This window comes from Pectobacterium punjabense (genome assembly GCF_012427845.1).
Lineage (GTDB): Bacteria > Pseudomonadota > Gammaproteobacteria > Enterobacterales > Enterobacteriaceae > Pectobacterium > Pectobacterium punjabense.
In genome coordinates, this window is sequence record NZ_CP038498.1 from 1 (window position 1) to 20,676 (window position 20,676).

17 protein-coding genes are annotated in these 20,676 nt (G+C 52.0%); 13 read left to right on the forward strand and 4 right to left on the reverse strand.

Annotated elements, in window-relative coordinates; translation table 11 throughout:
• From dnaA to gyrB, 4 genes are read left to right on the forward strand one after another with little or no spacing between them, the layout of a single operon-like run.
• Nucleotides 1-1,398 (forward strand): chromosomal replication initiator protein DnaA, encoded by a 1,398-nt coding sequence (dnaA, locus tag E2566_RS00005; RefSeq protein WP_107168571.1) that lies wholly within the window; start codon nt 1-3, stop codon nt 1,396-1,398.
• A gap of 4 nt (nt 1,399-1,402) precedes the next feature.
• Nucleotides 1,403-2,503, forward strand: a complete 1,101-nt coding sequence (gene dnaN, locus E2566_RS00010; RefSeq protein ID WP_005976672.1) for a DNA polymerase III subunit beta — start codon at nt 1,403-1,405, stop codon at nt 2,501-2,503.
• Nucleotides 2,504-2,552: 49 nt separating this feature from the next.
• A complete protein-coding gene (gene recF, locus E2566_RS00015; RefSeq protein ID WP_107168572.1) occupies nt 2,553-3,638 on the forward strand; it encodes a DNA replication/repair protein RecF in 1,086 nt (361 codons plus the stop codon).
• Between the two features lie 18 nt (nt 3,639-3,656).
• On the forward strand, nt 3,657-6,074 hold the full coding sequence (gyrB, locus tag E2566_RS00020; RefSeq protein ID WP_107168573.1) for a DNA topoisomerase (ATP-hydrolyzing) subunit B: 2,418 nt from the start codon (nt 3,657-3,659) through the stop codon (nt 6,072-6,074).
• A gap of 140 nt (nt 6,075-6,214) precedes the next feature.
• Here the strand turns inward: gyrB and E2566_RS00025 are convergent, their stop codons facing one another.
• Complete coding sequence (locus E2566_RS00025) at nt 6,215-7,405, reverse strand: MFS transporter (protein WP_107168574.1); 1,191 nt, start codon at nt 7,403-7,405, stop codon at nt 6,215-6,217.
• A 155-nt stretch (nt 7,406-7,560) separates the two neighbouring features.
• Between E2566_RS00025 and E2566_RS00030 the strand changes: the two genes are divergently transcribed.
• Nucleotides 7,561-7,929 (forward strand): GFA family protein, encoded by a 369-nt coding sequence (locus tag E2566_RS00030; protein WP_107168575.1) that lies wholly within the window; start codon nt 7,561-7,563, stop codon nt 7,927-7,929.
• Nucleotides 7,930-7,981: 52 nt separating this feature from the next.
• Here E2566_RS00030 and E2566_RS00035 read toward each other — a convergent pair whose 3' ends face one another.
• A complete protein-coding gene (locus E2566_RS00035; protein ID WP_107168716.1) occupies nt 7,982-9,985 on the reverse strand; it encodes a methyl-accepting chemotaxis protein in 2,004 nt (667 codons plus the stop codon).
• Nucleotides 9,986-10,291: 306 nt separating this feature from the next.
• A complete protein-coding gene (locus tag E2566_RS00040; protein WP_107168576.1) occupies nt 10,292-11,305 on the reverse strand; it encodes a LacI family DNA-binding transcriptional regulator in 1,014 nt (337 codons plus the stop codon).
• A gap of 214 nt (nt 11,306-11,519) precedes the next feature.
• On the opposite strand from E2566_RS00040, the gene E2566_RS00045 reads away from it, so the two are divergent.
• The 5 genes from E2566_RS00045 to yidA all read left to right on the forward strand — a co-directional run bounded on the left by E2566_RS00045 (nt 11,520) and on the right by yidA (nt 15,903).
• Nucleotides 11,520-11,825, forward strand: coding sequence for a PTS sugar transporter subunit IIB (locus E2566_RS00045; RefSeq protein ID WP_107168577.1), 306 nt, complete (start codon nt 11,520-11,522; stop codon nt 11,823-11,825).
• A 16-nt stretch (nt 11,826-11,841) separates the two neighbouring features.
• A complete protein-coding gene (locus tag E2566_RS00050; protein ID WP_107168578.1) occupies nt 11,842-13,155 on the forward strand; it encodes a PTS sugar transporter subunit IIC in 1,314 nt (437 codons plus the stop codon).
• Complete coding sequence (locus E2566_RS00055) at nt 13,145-13,477, forward strand: PTS lactose/cellobiose transporter subunit IIA (protein ID WP_107168579.1); 333 nt, start codon at nt 13,145-13,147, stop codon at nt 13,475-13,477. Before E2566_RS00050 ends, E2566_RS00055 begins: the two co-directional genes overlap by 11 nt.
• A gap of 12 nt (nt 13,478-13,489) precedes the next feature.
• On the forward strand, nt 13,490-14,932 hold the full coding sequence (locus E2566_RS00060; RefSeq protein WP_107168580.1) for a 6-phospho-beta-glucosidase: 1,443 nt from the start codon (nt 13,490-13,492) through the stop codon (nt 14,930-14,932).
• A 155-nt stretch (nt 14,933-15,087) separates the two neighbouring features.
• Nucleotides 15,088-15,903, forward strand: a complete 816-nt coding sequence (yidA, locus tag E2566_RS00065) for a sugar-phosphatase (RefSeq protein WP_107168581.1) — start codon at nt 15,088-15,090, stop codon at nt 15,901-15,903.
• Between the two features lie 144 nt (nt 15,904-16,047).
• Here the strand turns inward: yidA and E2566_RS00070 are convergent, their stop codons facing one another.
• A complete protein-coding gene (locus tag E2566_RS00070) occupies nt 16,048-16,944 on the reverse strand; it encodes a LysR family transcriptional regulator (RefSeq protein WP_107168582.1) in 897 nt (298 codons plus the stop codon).
• Between the two features lie 142 nt (nt 16,945-17,086).
• On the opposite strand from E2566_RS00070, the gene E2566_RS00075 reads away from it, so the two are divergent.
• The 3 genes from E2566_RS00075 to E2566_RS00085 all read left to right on the forward strand — a co-directional run bounded on the left by E2566_RS00075 (nt 17,087) and on the right by E2566_RS00085 (nt 20,674).
• Entirely contained in the window at nt 17,087-18,637 is a 1,551-nt protein-coding gene (locus tag E2566_RS00075) for an ABC transporter substrate-binding protein (RefSeq protein ID WP_107168583.1), read from the forward strand.
• A 68-nt stretch (nt 18,638-18,705) separates the two neighbouring features.
• Nucleotides 18,706-19,590 (forward strand): dihydrodipicolinate synthase family protein, encoded by an 885-nt coding sequence (locus E2566_RS00080; RefSeq protein WP_107168584.1) that lies wholly within the window; start codon nt 18,706-18,708, stop codon nt 19,588-19,590.
• A 130-nt stretch (nt 19,591-19,720) separates the two neighbouring features.
• A complete protein-coding gene (locus E2566_RS00085) occupies nt 19,721-20,674 on the forward strand; it encodes a nucleoside hydrolase (protein ID WP_107168585.1) in 954 nt (317 codons plus the stop codon).
• The last annotated feature ends 2 nt before the right edge of the window (nt 20,675-20,676 follow it).

Consider the following 20,676-nt stretch of genomic DNA (forward strand, 5'->3'; position numbering starts at 1 on the left):
GTGTCACTTTCGCTTTGGCAGCAGTGTCTTGCCCGTTTGCAGGATGAGTTACCTGCCACAGAATTCAGTATGTGGATACGCCCGTTGCAGGCGGAGCTGAGTGATAACACTCTGGCGCTCTACGCCCCCAATCGCTTTGTGCTGGATTGGGTTCGTGATAAATACCTAAATAATATCAATGTCCTGTTGAATGATTTTTGCGGGATGGATGCTCCTTTACTGCGTTTTGAAGTGGGCAGTAAGCCGCTGGTTCAGGCCTTAAGCCAGCCAGCGCAGTCGCACCACAATCCTGTCAGCGTTGCGCGGCAACAGCCTGTACGCGCGGCACCGGTACGACCAAGTTGGGATAACTCGCCGGTACAGGCAGAGCATACCTACCGTTCCAATGTGAACCCGAAACATACGTTTGATAACTTCGTTGAAGGTAAATCAAACCAGCTAGCACGCGCAGCGGCACGTCAGGTGGCTGACAACCCCGGCGGCGCGTATAACCCGCTGTTCCTTTATGGCGGCACGGGCTTGGGTAAAACGCACCTGTTGCACGCGGTGGGGAACGGCATCATTGCCCGCAAACCCAACGCGAAGGTGGTTTACATGCACTCCGAGCGTTTTGTGCAGGATATGGTAAAAGCGTTACAGAACAATGCGATTGAAGAGTTCAAACGCTACTATCGCTCTGTTGACGCGTTGCTGATCGATGATATTCAATTCTTTGCTAATAAAGAGCGCTCGCAGGAAGAGTTCTTTCATACCTTCAACGCGCTGCTGGAAGGCAACCAACAAATCATTCTGACGTCTGACCGCTACCCGAAAGAGATCAACGGCGTGGAAGACCGTCTGAAATCCCGCTTCGGTTGGGGGTTAACGGTTGCGATTGAACCGCCAGAGCTGGAAACCCGTGTGGCGATTCTGATGAAAAAGGCTGATGAAAACGACATCCGTCTGCCTGGTGAAGTGGCGTTCTTTATTGCCAAACGTCTGCGTTCTAACGTGCGTGAGCTGGAAGGCGCACTGAACCGTGTTATCGCGAATGCCAATTTTACTGGCCGCTCGATTACCATTGATTTTGTGCGTGAGGCGCTGCGCGATCTGCTGGCGTTGCAGGAAAAACTGGTTACTATCGACAATATTCAAAAGACTGTGGCGGAATACTATAAAATCAAAGTAGCCGACCTGCTGTCTAAACGTCGTTCCCGCTCGGTGGCGCGTCCGCGCCAGATGGCGATGGCGCTGGCGAAAGAACTGACGAATCACAGCCTGCCGGAAATCGGCGATGCTTTTGGCGGGCGCGATCATACGACGGTGTTGCATGCCTGCCGCAAGATTGAGCAGTTGCGTGAAGAAAGCCACGACATCAAAGAAGATTTTTCCAATTTAATCAGAACATTATCTTCATAACACTATGAAATTTATTGTTGAACGCGAACGTCTGTTAAAGCCATTACAACAGGTCAGCAGCCCGCTGGGCGGTCGGCCGACTTTACCGATCCTGGGCAATCTGCTGATTCAGGTGACGGAAGGCGCGCTGTCGTTGACCGGTACCGATCTGGAAATGGAAATGGTGGCGAAAGTGGCGCTGACGCAGCCGCATGAGCCGGGTGCCACGACCGTTCCTGCCCGTAAACTGTTTGATATTTGCCGGGGTCTGCCGGAAGGCGCAGAAATTACCATCATGCTGGATGGCGATCGCATGCTGGTGCGTTCTGGCCGCAGCCGTTTCTCGCTGTCCACGCTGCCCGCAGCGGATTTCCCTAATCTGGACGACTGGCAGAGCGAGGTTGAATTTTCTCTGCCACAGGCGACGATGAAGCGGTTGATCGAAGCGACGCAGTTTTCGATGGCGCATCAGGACGTGCGTTATTACCTCAACGGCATGCTGTTTGAAACCGAAGGCGAAGAGCTGCGCACGGTCGCGACTGATGGCCACCGTTTGGCCGTTTGTTCGATGCCGGTTGGGCAATCTTTACCGTCACATTCGGTGATCGTGCCGCGTAAAGGCGTGATGGAGCTGGTGCGCTTGCTGGATGGTGGGGATACGCCGCTGCAACTGCAAATTGGCAGTAACAACATTCGCGCGCATGTCGGCGACTTTATTTTCACGTCGAAGTTGGTAGACGGTCGTTTCCCTGATTATCGCCGCGTGTTGCCGAAGAACCCGGATAAAACGCTGGAAGCCAGCTGCGACTTGCTCAAGCAGGCTTTCTCTCGTGCAGCGATTTTGTCGAATGAAAAATTCCGCGGCGTTCGCCTGCATCTGATTCAGAATCAGCTCAAAATTACCGCTAACAACCCAGAGCAGGAAGAAGCGGAAGAGATTCTGGATGTGCAGTACGACGGCACCGAGATGGAAATTGGTTTTAACGTCAGCTACGTACTGGATGTGCTTAATGCGCTGAAGTGCGAAGGGGTGCGTTTGCTACTGACCGACTCCGTATCCAGTGTGCAGATCGAAGATAGCGCCAGCCGGGCGGCGGCCTATGTCGTCATGCCAATGCGGTTGTAGAATTATCGGGCAAGTTTACTTGCCCTTTCATCATTAAGATAACTGCAACATGGCCCTCACTCGTCTTCTCATTAAAGATTTCCGCAATATTGAGGCGGCCGATCTGGCGCTGGTTCCCGGCTTTAATTTTTTGGTCGGGGCCAACGGCAGCGGTAAAACCAGCGTGCTGGAAGCGATTTATACGCTAGGGCACGGGCGGGCGTTTCGTAGCATTCAGGCGGGGCGCGTGATTCGTCACGATCAGTCGGAATTTGTGCTGCATGGTCGGATTGACGGCACAGAAACAGAGCGGTCTGTCGGGTTAAGCAAAAACCGTCAGGGCGATAGCAAGGTGCGGATTGACGGCAGCGACGGTCATAAAGTCGCTGAACTGGCGCAATTGCTGCCAATACAGTTGATCACACCTGAAGGGTTTACCTTACTTAACGGTGGCCCGAAATTTCGGCGCGCCTTTCTCGACTGGGGCTGCTTCCATAATGAACCCGGCTTTTTCGCGGCCTGGAGCAACATGAAACGCCTGCTGCGCCAGCGAAATGCGGCGCTACGTCAGGTGAGTCACTATGGGCAGCTCAGGGCTTGGGATCAGGAACTGGTGCCACTGGCGGAACGTATCAGCGAGTGGCGTGCGCAATACGCTAAGGCGATTGCCAATGATATCGCTGCGACCTGTACGCAATTTTTGCCTGAATTTTCTCTCGGTTTCTCTTTCCAGCGTGGCTGGGATAAAGAAAGTGAGTATGCAGAACTGCTGGAACGGCAGTTCGAGCGCGACCGTATGTTAGGTTATACGGCGCTGGGGCCGCATAAAGCCGATTTCCGTATTCGCGCCAGCGGCGTGGCGGTCGAGGATATGCTGTCCCGTGGCCAGCTCAAGCTGCTGATGTGTGCGCTGAGACTGGCTCAGGGTGAATTTCTCACCCGTCAGAATGGACTGCGCTGTCTGTATCTGATCGATGATTTTGCTTCCGAACTGGATAGTACCCGCCGCCGTTTGCTGGCAGAACGGTTAAAAGCCACTCATGCACAGGTGTTTGTCAGTGCGGTTAGCGCTGAACAGATAGAGGACATGATTGGCGAAAAGGGCAAGATGTTCCGCGTAGAACAGGGTAAAATAACGGTTCAATCACAGGACTAAAATGAGCGAGAAACGTTGATGTCGAATTCTTATGACTCCTCAAGTATCAAGGTATTGAAAGGGCTGGATGCGGTACGTAAACGCCCAGGTATGTATATCGGCGATACGGACGACGGTACCGGCCTGCATCACATGGTATTCGAGGTTGTGGACAACGCTATCGACGAAGCACTCGCTGGCTATTGTAAAGACATTATCATCACCATCCATGCCGATAACTCGGTGTCGGTGCAGGATGATGGCCGTGGTATTCCGACCGGCATTCACGAAGAAGAAGGGATCTCCGCGGCTGAAGTCATCATGACCGTGCTGCATGCGGGCGGCAAGTTTGATGATAACTCGTATAAAGTCTCCGGCGGCCTGCACGGCGTAGGGGTTTCCGTGGTTAACGCCCTGTCGGAAAAACTGAAACTGGTTATTCACCGCGACGGAAAACTTCACGAGCAGACCTATAAACACGGCGTGGCACAGGCACCGCTGGCGGTCACGGGTGAAACCAATAGAACGGGTACGACGGTGCGTTTCTGGCCGAGCCACGAAACGTTCACCAACGTGGTGGAATTCGAGTATGAAATTCTGGCTAAGCGTCTGCGCGAGCTGTCGTTCCTGAACTCTGGCGTCTCTATTCGTCTGATCGATGAGCGTGAGAAAGATAAAGCCGATCACTACCATTATGATGGCGGTATCAAGGCATTCGTTGATTACCTGAACCGTAACAAAACCCCAATCCACCCGAACGTGTTTTATTTCTCGACGGTGAAAGATGACATCGGCGTGGAAGTGGCATTGCAGTGGAACGATGGTTTCCAGGAAAACATTTATTGCTTTACCAACAACATTCCGCAGCGTGACGGTGGTACACACTTGGCCGGTTTCCGTGCCGCGATGACCCGTACGCTGAATACCTACATGGATAAAGAAGGCTACAGCAAGAAAGCCAAAGTCAGCGCTACCGGTGACGATGCGCGCGAAGGGCTGATTGCTGTGGTTTCCGTGAAAGTACCCGATCCGAAGTTCTCCTCGCAGACCAAAGACAAGCTGGTTTCTTCCGAAGTGAAAACCGCGGTTGAATCGCTGATGAACGAAAAGCTGGTGGATTACCTGATGGAGAATCCGTCAGACGCCAAAATCGTGGTGGGTAAAATTATTGATGCCGCACGTGCTCGTGAAGCAGCGCGTAAAGCACGCGATATGACCCGTCGTAAAGGTGCGCTCGACCTGGCTGGTTTGCCGGGCAAACTGGCGGACTGTCAGGAACGTGACCCGGCACTGTCTGAACTGTACCTAGTGGAAGGGGACTCAGCGGGCGGCTCTGCCAAGCAGGGGCGTAACCGTAAGAACCAGGCGATTCTGCCGCTGAAAGGTAAAATCCTGAACGTTGAGAAAGCCCGTTTTGACAAGATGCTTTCCTCACAGGAAGTGGCGACGCTGATCACCGCGCTGGGCTGCGGCATTGGCCGTGATGAATATAACCCGGACAAACTGCGCTACCACAACATCATCATCATGACCGATGCTGACGTGGATGGTTCGCACATCCGTACCCTGTTGTTGACTTTCTTCTATCGTCAACTGCCTGAAATCGTTGAGCGTGGTCACGTGTATATTGCGCAGCCGCCGCTGTACAAGGTGAAAAAAGGCAAGCAGGAACAGTACATCAAAGATGATGAAGCGATGGACCAGTACCAGATCGCACTGGCGCTAGACGGCGCGACGCTGCACACCAATGCACAGGCTCCTGCGCTGGCGGGTGAACCGCTGGAGAAACTGGTTTCTGAACATTACGCCGTACAGAAGATGATTGGCCGTATGGAGCGTCGCTTCCCGCGTGCGTTGCTGAATCGTCTGATCTATCAGCCTACGCTGTCCGAAGCGGATTTAGGTGAGCGCGAGAAAGTACAGGCGTGGGCGGAATCACTGGTTAGTGGCTTGAACGCCAACGAATTGCACGGCAGCACATACAGCTTTGTGATTCACCACGATGAAGAGCGTGGCGTATTTGAACCGGCGCTGCGCGTGCGTACGCACGGTGTGGATACCGATTACCCGCTGGGCGCAGGCTTCGTTGCAGGTAGCGAATATCGCAAGCTGAATCAGCTGGGCGAAAAACTGCGTGGCTTGATTGAAGAAGATGCGTACATCGAACGTGGCGAGCGTCGTCAGCCAGTGGCCAGCTTTGAACAGGCGCTGGAATGGCTGGTGAAAGAGTCCCGCCGTGGTTTGAGCGTGCAGCGTTATAAAGGTCTGGGTGAAATGAACCCAGATCAGTTATGGGAAACCACGATGGACCCAACCAGCCGCCGCATGCTGCGCGTGACGGTGAAAGACGCGATTGCTGCTGATGAGCTGTTTACGACGCTGATGGGGGATGCCGTTGAACCGCGTCGTGCGTTTATCGAAGAGAACGCGCTGAAAGCGATGAACATCGATATCTGATTCGGTCTACGGTGTTATCGTTATCTGAGCCAGCTCCCTACGGAGCTGGCTTTTTTTATGGAGAGCTTCCTGCCCGCCACCCTTTGGGCCGTCGCGAGCGACGTTGAAAAACGTTCCCTACGTTTTTTTATATCTTTTTATCAGGCTAATGCCCGGCGTTTGGCGCTGCGCATTTCCTGTAGCAGCGTGATGAACGCGGTGATCAGCATAAAAATAACGGCAGACCAGAAAATCGCGTGAGGGTGACCGTGGTCCAGCATCCAGCCGAACAGCACTGGCCCTGCGGCCCCGCCCAGATTAAAGCCGGTGGATACAATACCAAACACCCGTCCTTCCGCTCCCGGTGGTGAGGCAGCGCGCACCAGCATATCCCGAGACGGAGCGATCATCCCGGAGAGGAAACCCGCAGCAGCCAGCAACGGCACTAGCGCGATGGTAGGCAAGGAATACATAGCAACGATACTGACCAGCACGGCGGTGAGAGCCAACGCCGCCGTCGCCACCAGCCCATGGCGTTTGGTTTTATCTGCTAGTGAGCCGCCAGCCAATACGCCAAAGGCGCTGGCGAACAGGAATGCGGTAAGCGCCACGTTAGCCTGTGAAAGCGACAAATCGTAGCCTGTGACTAACGCCGTAACCGAGAAGTTCTGGATCGATCCCGTACTCAAATTCAGCAGCAGGAACAAAATTAGCAGCGCTAAAATCGGCAACGTGAAAACCGGTGCGCGCAACTTGCCCGGTTGAGCGCTCGTAGCCGCCGCAGGTTTCACCCGGCTAGGTTCATCACGGTCTGTCATAAGTAGTGGGATCGTTAGCAAGCCGATAACGCCAGAAACGATGAATGCGCTGTTGATGCCAGAAAAGGCGGCAACGGACAGCAAAATCCCAGGGGCAATGGCCGTGCCCAAAAAGCCGGAGAACGTATGCACCGAGAAGGCGCGACCCATGCGTTTTTCATCAATTCCGCGCGACAGTAAGGCATAGTCTGCCGGATGATAAACCGCGTTCGCCACCCCTGCGAGCCCCATTGCGGCGACTAACCAGGTGTAGCTTTCTGAAAATCCTAGCGAAAGAAAACAGAGGCTTCCGAGTGCTAAACCTGCGGTTAACGTGCGACGTGCGCCGATGCGGTCTACCATAAAACCAATTGGCGTCTGCACGCAGGCGGAGACTATGTTGAATACGCTGAGTGCAAACCCGAGTTCAACAAAGCTGATATCGCGTTGAGTTGATAGCAACGGAATGAGTGCAGGCAGCACCATCATATGGAGGTGACTCACCAGATGAGCGGACGAAATTTGCGCCAGTAACGGTAGTTTTATGAGTTTCATGTTGTTTTTGCAGCTTACAGGTCTGTAGATTTTATTATCGTGAGAGCCGGCGCAGGAACAGGGCGTCACTCCCTGGTAAATGGATCATAAGGTTAACATATTACTTATATCATCTATGGCGAATATTGATACTGGCAGGATAGGGAGTGCGTGGAATGACGATGAAATCATACTTGGGGGGATGTTTATGTGGCCAGATTCGTTTCCGGGCCACGGGTGAGCCGGGCAATCCCCATGCCTGCTCTTGTACTCATTGCCAGCAACACTCCGGTGCGCCAACGCTGCTGTGGGTTGAGTTCCCCAAAGCGGCGGTTGAGTGGGTTGGTGAAGGCGGCGAGCCCGCACGTTATCGTTCGTCTGATTACTCCAGTCGGGCTTTTTGCCCACGCTGCGGCAGTACGCTGGGGGCGATTGATGACGAACCGACCATTGCACTGACGATTGGGAATTTTGATGAGAAAAACAGCCCAGAGCTGAAGCCAACGTCACATTCGTTCGAGGATTGCTGCCCACGTTGGGAATAACTCACAGGCTGTTGCCAGCCTGTGAGGGACTATCGGTTGTGAAATACGTTGATTACGAGAGCTTGAATACCAGTACGGTTTGTGCGAGCTGTCTGGCCTGCTCTTCCAGCGACGCGGCAGCAGCAGTCGCTTCCTGTACTAGCGCGGCGTTTTGCTGGGTAACACCGTCCATCTCGTGAACGGCCTGCGTGACCTGACTGATACCACGCGATTGTTCGTCCGATGCGGAGACGATCTCATCCATGATGTCTTTTACCGAGGTGACGGCATGCAGCATGTCCTGCATGGTTGAGCCTGCACTCTGAACCAGCGTGACGCCGCTGTCGACACGGCTGGCGGACTCCGTAATGAGTGCGGTGATATCTTTTACGGCACTGGCGCTGCGCTGCGCGAGGTTACGCACTTCGTTGGCAACAACCGCGAAACCGCGCCCTTGTTCGCCCGCTCTGGCGGCTTCTACCGCCGCGTTGAGTGCCAGAATATTGGTCTGGAATGCGATGCTGCTGATGATGCTGGTAATGTCGGCAATCTTCTTCGAACTGTCGTCGATCTCACTCATGATGTGGACAACCTGACCGACTATCTTGTCGCCTTTCTGAGCGATGTGCGCGGCATTCTGCGCCAGTGTTGTTGCATTATGGGCGTTATCCGCATTCTGTTTCACCGTTGCCGTAATCTGTTCCATGCTGGCGGCGGTTTCTTCCAGCGCCGCGGCCTGCTGCTCGGTACGAGAAGCCAGATCGATGTTGCCTGCTGCAATCTCTGTCGCACCATGGCTGACGGATTCACTGGTGTTAATCAACTGCTCGGCGATATCTCTCAGCTGCGCCTGCATCGCGTTCATGGCGTAGAAAATACTGCTGTCGTCCTTCGGCTGTACGGGGATGGTCTGCGTTAAATTTCCCTGCGCGACGGACAGCGCGATTTGGGCTGCCTGAACAGGTTCGCCACCGATAGGACGGGCGACCTTGCGGTTAAAGATGATGCCCAACACACCGGAAACCACCACGATACTCAGCACCATAAGCAGTAGCGCCATGTTGCGCTGCTGTGCGGTTTCCGCCATCACCACATTGACGGGGGCGGATAGACCGAGCATCCAGGGCGTATCGGTATCGCCGATCTTGACCGGTACATACACGGTAAACGCGGGCGTGTTCAGCACGGCGTTGTCACGTTCGATCTGATAAGGCTGACCGGTGGTGACACGCTCAAGCAGCGTCGCATCGTTTTCAATTTTTTTGGTTACCCGCGCTTTTTCAGGATGAGAAATATAGGCGCCAGTATGGGACAGTAACTGCGCGTAGCCCGTGCCTTGATAGGGTTTTATGCGGTTGGTGAGCTGTTGCAGCGTATCCAGTGAGAAATCCGCGGTGACGGAGCCGTAAAACTTATTGTTGATGATGATGGGCACGGCAATGGAGGTCAGCAGGACATCAACGCCGTTGTAAGGGTAGCTGTATGGTTCCAGAATCACTTCTTTCTGGCGCTTCTTCGGCAGCAAATAGTAATCGCCGCTGCCCGGTGTTTCATAGTCCACCAGATTATGCAGAGTAACGTTGCCTGCGGTATCGCGGTCAACATAACGAACAAAGCGACCTTGCGGGTCTTGATCGGGCTGACCGACGTACTCCCGATCTTTGCCGTCAAACGCATCGGGCTCCCATGCCAGCGACATGGAAAGGAAATCGGGGTGACTCTTCAACGCATTTTTCAGCAGTGTTTCTGCGGTTTTCCGATCGGCGTTACCCGCTTCTTGCAGGCTGACCACGCTTTGCACCAGGTTACGCGCCGCATGGAGTGCGACATCCAGCTTTTGCTGAATGAGGTAGCTATTGGTATATGCGGTTTGCTCAAGATACTGCTGGGCGATGGATTTTTGCTGCTGGCCAGATTGCCAGATTAACAGGCCGATAGTGAGAATAAAACCGAGTGCGATAGTGGTGACGCCAGCGAGTAACATCAGCGTACGTGTGCTGAGCTTTTTTTGTGGCGCGGTCGATGAAGAGTGAATCGGTAGATTGCTGTGGCGAACTGGTAACCATGTTGTAGACATATGCGTAATATCCCCTGAGATATAAGCGCTGATACCCGTCATACTTCAAGCTGCATGTGCATCGTTCAAAATGCTAACGTTTTGTCCTGCAACCCGAATTATTTAGAGTACATAGGTGCTTTTTTCATAAAAAAATCAATTGATTGTCTTCCTGTCTGTTTTATGGTCATTCCCTTGCGTGATTCGTCATTTTTTGTGATGCAAATCACAATTAAATTATCGGCGAGAAACCACATCTCTTTAGGGGGTTCACGAAAACGTCATAAAGCGGCGGAAGATGATTACACCACACGCATAAGTGGGGGATCAGGCCGCAGGACCTTTGCTAACGGAATCGCGGATGATTAATGTGCCTTTGAAGGCAGGTGCAGGTACGACGGTTTCCCCCTCTAGCCGACACAGCAGTTTCTCAAGGGTGTAGTTGATCATCTCGGCGACGGGCACGTGCACGGTAGTGAGGGGCGGGTAGAACCATGATGCCATTGGTAAATCATCGAACCCCAGCAGTGAAACATCCTGCGGAATCGCGAGGCCGTGTTCACGCAGCGCTTTTGCCGCACCAATCGCCATGTCGTCATTGCTGGCAACCAGCGCACTGAAGGAGACCGCTCTTTGAAGCAGTGCTTTTGCTGCCGCATAGCCGCTGTCATGGGTCCAGTCGCCTGGCGCAATCAGCCTGTCATTATAGGGAATCTCGTTGTCCACTAACGCCTGTCGATAGCCTGCCAGCCTGCTTGTGCCGGTGGGGGAGTTTGACGATCCACAGATAAACGCGATATCACGGTGACCCTCTGCGATGAGGTAATTGACAGCATCATGACTGTGTTGCTGGTGATCGGTGCAGATACCGTTATCACTGTGTTGATGCAGCGTGCGGTTCACGACCATGATCGGCTGTTCATGCTGTTTGATAATACTTTCCAACGCGTCGATAGAAAGAAAGCGCGGATAGATAATGACGGCATCGCAGCGTAAATCGAGCAGGAACTGGATCGCTTCTTGTTCTTCTTCCGCGCTGTGTTTGCCATCTGCCATGATGAGTTGACGACCATATTTTTCCGTCATGGTTGCCGTTTGGAACAATAATTCGCTGAAATAGGGGCCGCTGTACAGCGTATTGGTTACGACCAAACCAATAATTTGCGATTTGCTTGTGGCGAGCTGGCGGGCCAGTAGGTTGGGTCGATAACCAATCTCTTCAATGGCCTGGAATACCCGATCCCGCGTGGTTTTACTGACATAATTATTCCCAGTCAGCACGCGTGATACGGTTGCCTTGGATACACCGGCTTTTTTCGCTACATCGAGCATGGTTACCATCGTACTTTCCCGTTCTCCTTTTTGCACCGCCCTATCTCGACATTATAGGGATATTTCCTCTTTTTTATCACCAATAGAGAGTATAGGGATAAAAATATGCCTCGGTTGCGCTATTTATGATCGCCTTCAAAAAATAGTAAAAACAATATGAAACCGGTTGCATATTATTTTATGTCTTGCTTGAATAATAAAAAAACGGACGATGAGGTGCAGTATGAATAAGATTTTACTCTGTTGCGCAGCAGGAATGTCTACCAGCATGCTGGTACAGCGAATGGAAAAGGTCGCCGAGCAAAAAGCGATCGCTGTTGAGATAAAAGCCGTGGGTTTTGAAGAGTTTAATGAATTGATTGATGAATATGATTGTTGTCTTTTAGGGCCGCAAATCAAATATAAATTGCCTGAATTCAAGGCGATAGCCGATGAAAAAGAGAAGCCAATCGCGGTAATTAATATGGTTGATTACGGCATGATGAATGGGGAAAAAGTCCTCAACGATGCCTTGGCGATGATTGCATAGCATAGCGGGAGGAATAATGAGTAAATTAAGCGAGTCATTATTCAGCGTTATCGAAAATCGTATTAGCCCGATTGCGGCAAAGCTCTCCAGCCAGCGCCATGTTGTGGCAATTAAGGATGGATTCATTGCATCCATGCCCTTTTTAATTGTCGGTTCTTTTATGATGTTATTCGCCCACCCGCCTTTTAGCCCGAATAGTGAATGGGCTTTCGCGCAGTGGTGGCTGGGAATGGTGGAACGCCACAGCGAACAAATCATGATGCCTTACAATATGACGATGGGCATTATGGCGGTGTATATCACCAGCGCCATCGCTTATAACCTGGCACAGAGCTATAAAATGAACGGTTTTATGGCCGCCAGTCTGGCGCTGATGTCGTTTATGGTGGTGGCCGCGCCGCAAGTCGATAAAAGCCTACCGGTCGGGTCGTTGGGCGGCGAGGGGATTTTCACCGCGATTATCGTGGCGATCTACTCGACGGAGTTGATGCACTTTTTGCAGAAGCGGAATATTGGTATTCGCCTGCCCGAACAGGTGCCGCCGAAAATCCGCCAGTCTTTTGATTTGCTGATCCCGATCCTTGCCATCTTCCTGACGCTTTTCCCGCTTAGCCTGTTTATGCAGAACCAGTTCGGTATGTTGTTACCACAGGCGATTATGGCGATCTTTGCACCGATTATCTCAGCATCCGACTCACTGCCAGCGATCCTGATCGCGGTGCTGCTTTGTCACCTGCTGTGGTTTGCCGGGATTCACGGTGCCGTTATTGTGACGGGGATTTTGCAAGCGTTCTGGCTGACCAACTTAGGCATCAATCAGGAAGCGTTTAACGCAGGCGCACCGATCACCAAAATCTTCATTGAACCCTTCTGGCAGTTCTTCATTACGGTGGGGGGATCGGGGGCGACCATGGGGCTGGTCTTTCTCTATCTGCGCAGCCGCTCTGCCCACCTGCGTTCTATCGGCAAGCTGGCCGTGGTGCCGAGTATGTTCAACATCAACGAGCCGGTGATTTTTGGTTCACCCGTCGTAATGAATCCGCTGCTGTTTATCCCGTTTATTACGGCACCGTTGGTGAACGCCACAATCGCCTATATCGCGTTAAAAACCGATTTGGTGCATCGCGTGATTTCTCTTGCGCCCTGGACAACGCCGGGCCCGATTGGCGCAGCCTGGTCTACGGGGTGGGACTGGCGTGCGGTGGTGCTGGTGGGGGTACTGATTATCGTGTCGTCCTTAATTTATTACCCCTTCTTCAAAATGTATGAACGCCAACTGATCGCACAGGAAGTGGGTACAGCAGAGGAGGCCGTGAGTGATGCTCGATGAAACGACAGTGATGGAACTGATTATCTATGCGGGAGAGGCGCGATCCAGCTCGATGGAAGCGTTGAGCGCCGCCAGAAAATACGACTGGGACAAGGCTGAGGAATTGCTGAACACGGCTTCCGTAGCGGCGCGCAAAGCGCATCAAATCCAGACGGCTTTGATTGGTGCCGATGAGGGCAGCGGAAAAATCCCGGTCAACCTGATTCTGGTTCACGCGCAAGATCACCTAATGAACGCGATGCTATGCCGTGAACTGGTGGAGGAGCTGATTCAACTGCATCGGGAAATCTCCTCCCTGAAACAACATGTTTACCCTAAATAAGAAGGAAATAAGATGTCTATTGAACAATTACCGAAAGACTTTCTGTGGGGCGGCGCGGTAGCGGCGCATCAAGTTGAAGGTGGTTGGGATCAAGGTGGCAAAGGTGCCAGCATTTGCGATGTTCTGTCCGGTGGGGCGCACGGCGTTGATCGTGTGATTACCGATGGCGTACAGCCTGGTGTCAGTTATCCAAACCATCAGGCAGTGGAATTCTATTCACACTATAAGCAGGATATCGCCCTATTCGCCGAGATGGGTTTCAAATGCTTCCGTACTTCGATTGCCTGGACGCGTATTTTCCCCAATGGCGATGAACTGGAGCCGAATGAAGCGGGTCTGCAATTCTATGACGACCTGTTCGATGAACTGTTGAAGTACAACATTGAGCCAGTGATTACGCTGTCTCACTTTGAGATGCCACATCACCTGGTCAAACAGTACGGTGGCTGGCTGAACCGCAAAGTGGTGGATTTTTTTGTGCGCTACAGCGAAGTGGTCATGAAGCGTTATCAGTCCAAAGTGAAATACTGGATGACCTTCAATGAGATCAACAACCAGCGTAACTGGCAGTATCCGCTATTTGGCTACTGCTGTTCCGGTGTGATTTTTACCGATCACGATAAGCCGGAGCAGGCGATGTACCAAACGCTGCACCACCAGTTTGTCGCCAGTGCGAAAGTGGTGAAGCTGGGTCATGAGATTAACCCGAATTTCAAAATTGGCTGCATGCTGGCGCTGGTGCCACTCTACCCGTGGTCATGCCACCCGGATGACGTGATGTTTGCACAGGAAGCGATGCGTGAGCGCCACCTGTTCGGTGACGTGCAACTGCGCGGTTACTATCCGTCTTACATCCTGAAAGAGTGGGCGCGTAAAGGCTATCAGATTGATATGCAGCCGGAAGATGAACAGACGCTGCGCGAGGGTTGCACGGATTATCTGGGCTTCAGCTACTACATGAGCAACGCGGTGCAACTGGCGGCGAAAGGTCGTAAAACGGAAGACGCGATCGCAGGTTTTGACGGTGGCGTGAAAAACCCGCATGTGAAAGCATCGGAATGGGGCTGGCAGATCGACCCGGTCGGCCTGCGCTATACGCTGAACAGTTTCTACGAGCGTTATCAGAAACCGATGTTCATCGTCGAAAACGGCTTTGGTGCGGTAGATAAGGTGGAAGCCGACGGTAGCATTAATGACGATTACCGTATCGAGTACCTCAAAGCGCATATCGATCAGATGAAGAAAGCCGTCGTGGAAGACGGTGTGGAACTGATGGGTTATACCCCATGGGGCTGCATCGACTGTGTGTCGTTCACCACCGGTCAGTACAGTAAACGTTACGGTTTCATCTACGTGGATAAACATGATGATGGTACTGGCACGTTCAATCGCTCGAAGAAAAAGAGCTTTGACTGGTATAAGAAAGTGATCTCCAGCAACGGTGCTGAGCTATAACGGCGATTATAGGAAACGCTAGTCGCAGAGCCGTGCTTAACCGCACGGCTTTTTACGTTGCGCGTCATACGCCTGTCACCCTGCCGTATTTCACTAACGACTTCATCGCTGAATCGCGTTAGCATGAAAACAGATAACTTGATGCTGGAAAAACTATGTCTGTAAAACTGATCGCTATTGATATGGACGGGACGTTGCTGACGCCCCAAAATCAAATTTCACCTGCGGTAAAAGCCGCGATTGCCGCTGCCAGAGAGAAAGGCGTGCAGGTCGTGTTGGCTACCGGTCGCCCCTACATCGGCGTCGAACGCTACCTGATGGAGTTAGATTTACAGCAGGAAGGCTGTTACTGCATCACCAACAACGGTGCGCTGGTGCAGCGTACGGTCAATGGCGACTGTGTGGCACAAACCGCATTGAGCTTCGACGATTATCTCTATTTCGAAGCGCTAGCCTGCAAATTGGGCGTCCATTTCCATGCGCTGGACTTCAATTTCGTCTATACCGCCAATAAAGACATCAGCCCTTACACCATTCACGAATCTCACCTGACCGGGATGCCGCTGAAGTATCGTGCGGTAGAAGAAATGGATCGTAGCCTGACGTTCCCGAAAGTGATGATGATTGATGAGCCGGAGCTATTAGACCGTGCCATCAGCCAACTGCCGGCGGAAGCCTTTGAACGCTACACCATCATGAAGAGCGCCGAATACTATCTGGAAATTCTGGATAAGCGCGTGAACAAAGGTGAAGGCGTGAAAATGCTGGCGGAGCACCTCAACATTCCGCGTGAAAGCGTCATGACGCTGGGCGATCAGCAGAACGATCTGGCAATGATTCGCTATGCGGGCATCGGCGTCGCGATGGGCAACGCCATCGATGAAGTGAAAGAAGCCAGCCAGTTTGTCACCAAAACTAACATGGAAGATGGTGTCGCTTACGCGATTGAAAAATTCGTTCTTAATGCCTGATGAGAAAAATATAATATTAAATAGCCATCATCGATGGCTATTATTATTTAAAATAATAATCACGCTATCTATTTTAAATAAATCTATTCCCCAGTAGTCATTATTCAATAAATACATTAATAAAAATAAAGACTTTGGTCGATATTATTTCAACGCCAAACTCGCTGCGAGTTTTTCTTTCATCACCTGAGTGATGTGATTCACTACTTGGCTGCGAGGAATTTGCGGGGGATAGACCGCGCAATACGCCATTTTTATATCAGGATTGAATGGTTTTACGATAACGGGAGAAGGGCTGTTCAGCGCGGTAATAAAATCCACCACGCCGATGCCGACATTTCTTGATGCCAGCACGCAGCAGTTAACCATCGAGGTTTCGATAGGGTTGTGCAGATAGATTTGCTCTTTTCTGGCTGAAATATCGATTTGTGCCCGCAGCGGTGTGGTTCTGCCGGGCAAAATAGCGCGGGTGTTGGCCAGATCGGCCAGCGTAATTTCATCCGCCGTGGCGAGGGGGTGATCCACCGCTAACACCGCGACAGCACTGGCATCCGCCAGTGGTTCAGCCTCCAGCCCTTTGATACCCGTCTGGCCAAAAATAAACCCAACGTCATAGTGATTTTCAGCAATCGCGTCCGTAATGCGGCTGCTGCTTTCGATGTCTAAAAACAGGGAAAGATCGGGGTATTTCTTGAGTAAGGTAGGGAGAACCTGGTCTGAGCAAAGAAACGAGAGTGCCTGAACGGCGGCGATGCGCAGGACGCTGCCTTTAGCGTGGCGAATTTCATCGGCAATTAGCCCGATGTGATCCAACCCCAAATAAAGACGTTCAACCTCCCGATACAGCTTCATTGCCTCGGCGCGTGGGATCAGGCCGCGTCCGTCTCTATCAAACAGCTTCAGATTCAGTGCGTCTTCAAAGTCCTTAATGAGTCGGCTAACGGCTGGCTGGGTGATGTACATCATGTTGGCGGCAGCGGTGATGCCTCCGGTGAGGATGACTTTATGGAAGGCTTCAACCTGACGGGGATTGATACGCATGCTAGTCACCTTAAAACATAACATTTAGTTATCAATTTAACACAAAATGCAATTTTTCATTATCCAATCTGACGCATAGACTCACAATCATAAGATTTAATACACTTCATTAGTACTCAATCATGGAATAGAGGGTTAGTGAATGAAGAAATCAACGCTGGCGTTATTGTTTACCGTTTTATTTTCATCTTCACCTTTGGTTTATAGCGCGGACCTGAATATCGGTTTGGCTTCCTCCACCACATCAATGGACCCGCAGTTTTATGTGGGTGGAGCGAATAGCGCAATGGCGCGCAATATTTTTGACGGTTTGGTTGTACAGGATGAAAAACAGCAGATTGCACCTGCCCTGGCAACCAGTTGGAAAGTGATTGACGACAAGACGTGGGAATTTACCTTGCGTTCTGGCGTTAAGTTTCACGACGGCAGTGATTTTACGGCTAAAGATGTGATTGCCAGCATTAAGCGTGTTGCGCTGGCATCCAAAAACAGCCCAAGTTCTTACGCACCTTACGTCAGCGACATTGCTGAAGTAATAGAAGTGAATCCATTAACGGTGCGGATAAAGACAAAAGAGGCTTCGCCGCTGCTGCTGAATAATTTAAGTCGGGTTTCCATTTTGCCCGCCCGACTTGAGAACGTCCCGACGGAAACGTTGAATTCAGGAAAAGATGTGATTGGTACAGGGCCATTCAAATTTGTTTCCTGGGTGCCGGACGACCGGGTAGTCCTTAGTCGTAATGATGATTACTGGGGAGGAAAAGCAGAGTGGGACAACGTAACTGTCCGTGTATTTAAAAACAGTAGTGCACGTGTAGCAGCAGTATTATCCGGTGATGTGGACATGATTGAAAACGTTCCAACAGCCGACAGCAGTAATATTGAAAAAAATCAGCAGTTAAAAACGATTTCAACACCAGGGAATCGTGTTATTTACCTTCACATGGACCAGCAGCGAGATGAATCACCGTTCGCCAAAGGTCCTGATGGTAAAAACCCATTACTAAAAAAAGAAGTACGCCAGGCGATGTCTTTAGCACTTAATCGTCAGGCAATCGTCGACCGTGTGATGGAGGGGCAGGCTGTTGTCGCCTCTCAGCTTGTACCGAAGGGGTATCTCGGGTATTCCGCTTCCATTCCTGCGCCGGTTTACAATCCGGAGAAAGCCAAACAGGAACTGGCGGCGGCGGGTTACCCCGACGGCTTCACGCTGACCTTCCACGCGTCGAACGATCGTTATCCTAATGATTCTAAAATTGCTCAGGCCATTGGCCAAATGTTCACACGCGTCGGCATCAAAACCGAAGTGGTTACGATGCCCGGCAGTGTGTACTTCTCACGCGCATCCCGTCTCGAATTCAGTTTGATTATGGGCGGAGCCGCGATTGAAACCGGGGAAGCTTCTGGAGTATTGGGGCCATTGCTAGAAACCTTTGGCCCCAATGCAGGACAGGGGAATCGTGGTCGCTATTCCAATCCTGTCTTTGATAAAACGCTGAACGAAGCGCGCGCCACGTTGGATGATACCAAGCGTGATGCGCTGCTGGCTGAGGCAATGAACATCGGCATGAACGATCTGGGGGTGATTCCGGTGATGTTCCTGTCCAACACCTGGGCGATGAAAAAGCAGTATACCTACGTGGGCCGTTCCGATGCCTACACGCTGCCGTACTTTGTCCGTTCCGCGAAATAGTCACCTTTCAGTCATGATCCAAAAGGGGTGAGGCTTCACCCCTTATTACCGATAACAAGGAGAGCGGTGTGAATACATTTAGCGGTGTTTTTCCCTATCTGGTGTCACCCGTCAGGCCCGATGGTCAGGTCGATAAGCCTGTGTTGGCACAGCTCACCGAGCATCTGATTCAGTGTGGCGTACATGGCGTAGTGCCACTGGGTAGTACCGGTGAGTTTGCCTATCTCTCTGCGGTTCAGCGCCTCGATGTGGTTAAAACGGTGATCGAGACGACAGCAGGCCGTGTGCCCGTTATCGCGGGTGTTGCGTCGACCACCATTCAGGATGCCGTTGAGCAAACGAAACGCTACGTCGAATTGGGTGCGGATGGCATTCTCGCGGTGCTGGAAGCCTATTTCCCTTTGAACGATGACGGCGTCGAACAGTATTTCCGCGCTATTGCCGAGGCTGCACAGGGTAAACCCGTGGTGCTCTACACCAATCCTCAGTTCCAACGCTCCGATTTGAGTTTGCCCGTCATTGAACGCCTCAGCCATGTCAGCAACATCCTCTATATCAAAGATGCATCGACCAATACCGGACGTTTGCTCTCCATCATTGAACGCACCCGTGGCCGGATGGAGGTCTTCTCCGCGTCCGCGCATATTCCCGCCTGTGTGATGCTGATTGGCGGCGTGGGTTGGATGGCTGGCCCGGCGTGTATCGTTCCCAAACAGAGTCTTGCTTTGTATGAAGCCGCCCGCGCGGGTGACTGGAACAGGGCAATGGAGCTTCAGCGTCCGCTGTGGCGCATCAATGAAATCTTTGCCCGTTATTCCATTGCCGGCTGTATTAAAGCGGCGCTGCAATTGCAGGGATTTGCGGTGGGCGATCCGTTGCTGCCTCAGCAGCCGTTGGATGAAAAAGCGCGTAAAGAGATCGCGGACGTTTTAGCGTCTGTTGGTGCCCTTTAACACGTTTTTCCTGAAACTTTAATTAGTTAGAGTATGGATGTTGTTATTTTTAACGCGGTAGCCGTGCGGGCTTTCTGCACTTTGAAATCTGTCAGTACCGATTAAAAAAGAGAAAAGGGATAACCATAGGATGAGCGTCCTACCTATTATTATTGATTGCGATCCGGGGATCGATGACGCGATTGCGTTATTAAGTGCATTTGTGGCACCCGAGCTGGATATTCGCGGTATTTGCGCGGTGTGTGGCAACCAGCCAGTGGAAAAGACGGTGCGTAATGCGCTGCAAATTGTTGAACTGGGGCAGCGAACGGATATTCCGGTCTTCGCCGGGTGTCACCGCCCGCTGTTACGTGAACCGATCCACGGCCAGTTTCATGGTGAAAGTGGATTAGGTCAGACCGTGCTGCCAGTGCCGCAAAAGCAGGCCGAATCGCAGCACGCGGTGAATTTTATTATCGAACAGTGTCAGCAGGCGATTGCCAATGGCAAGCCCATTACGCTCTGTACGCTCGGGCCATTAACTAATGTGGCGACAGCGTTGCGTATGGTGCCTGCGATTGCCAACGGGATTGAGCGCATCGTGATGATGGGCGGCGCGTATCGGGAAGCGGGTAACCGCAGCCTGACGTCTGAATTTAATATGATCGCCGATCCGCAGGCGGCAAAAGTGGTATTTGATTCGTCGATTGCCATTGTTGCACTCCCGCTGGATGTCACGCATCGGGTGATTTTGACGCCGGAATTAGTCGCGCGTTTCATTGCGCTCTCTGGGCGTATTTCCGGCCCGCTGGGCGAAATGATGGCGTTTTGGGATCGCAACGATATTCGTCGCTATGGTTCACGCGGTGGCCCGTTACACGATCCGTTGGTTATCGCCTGGGTTCTGGCGCCACACTGCTTCACGACCGAAAAAGCCAGCGTCTACATTGAGCAGGACAGCGAGCTGTGTATGGGGCAAACCGTTGCTGACTGGTACGGAAAAACCGCGCGTCAGCCTAATGTGGATGTGGTGACGGGGGTGGATGCCAAACAGGTGGTTGAACTGTTTGCTGACCTACTGAGCCGCTACGGGAAGGGGGCCTGATA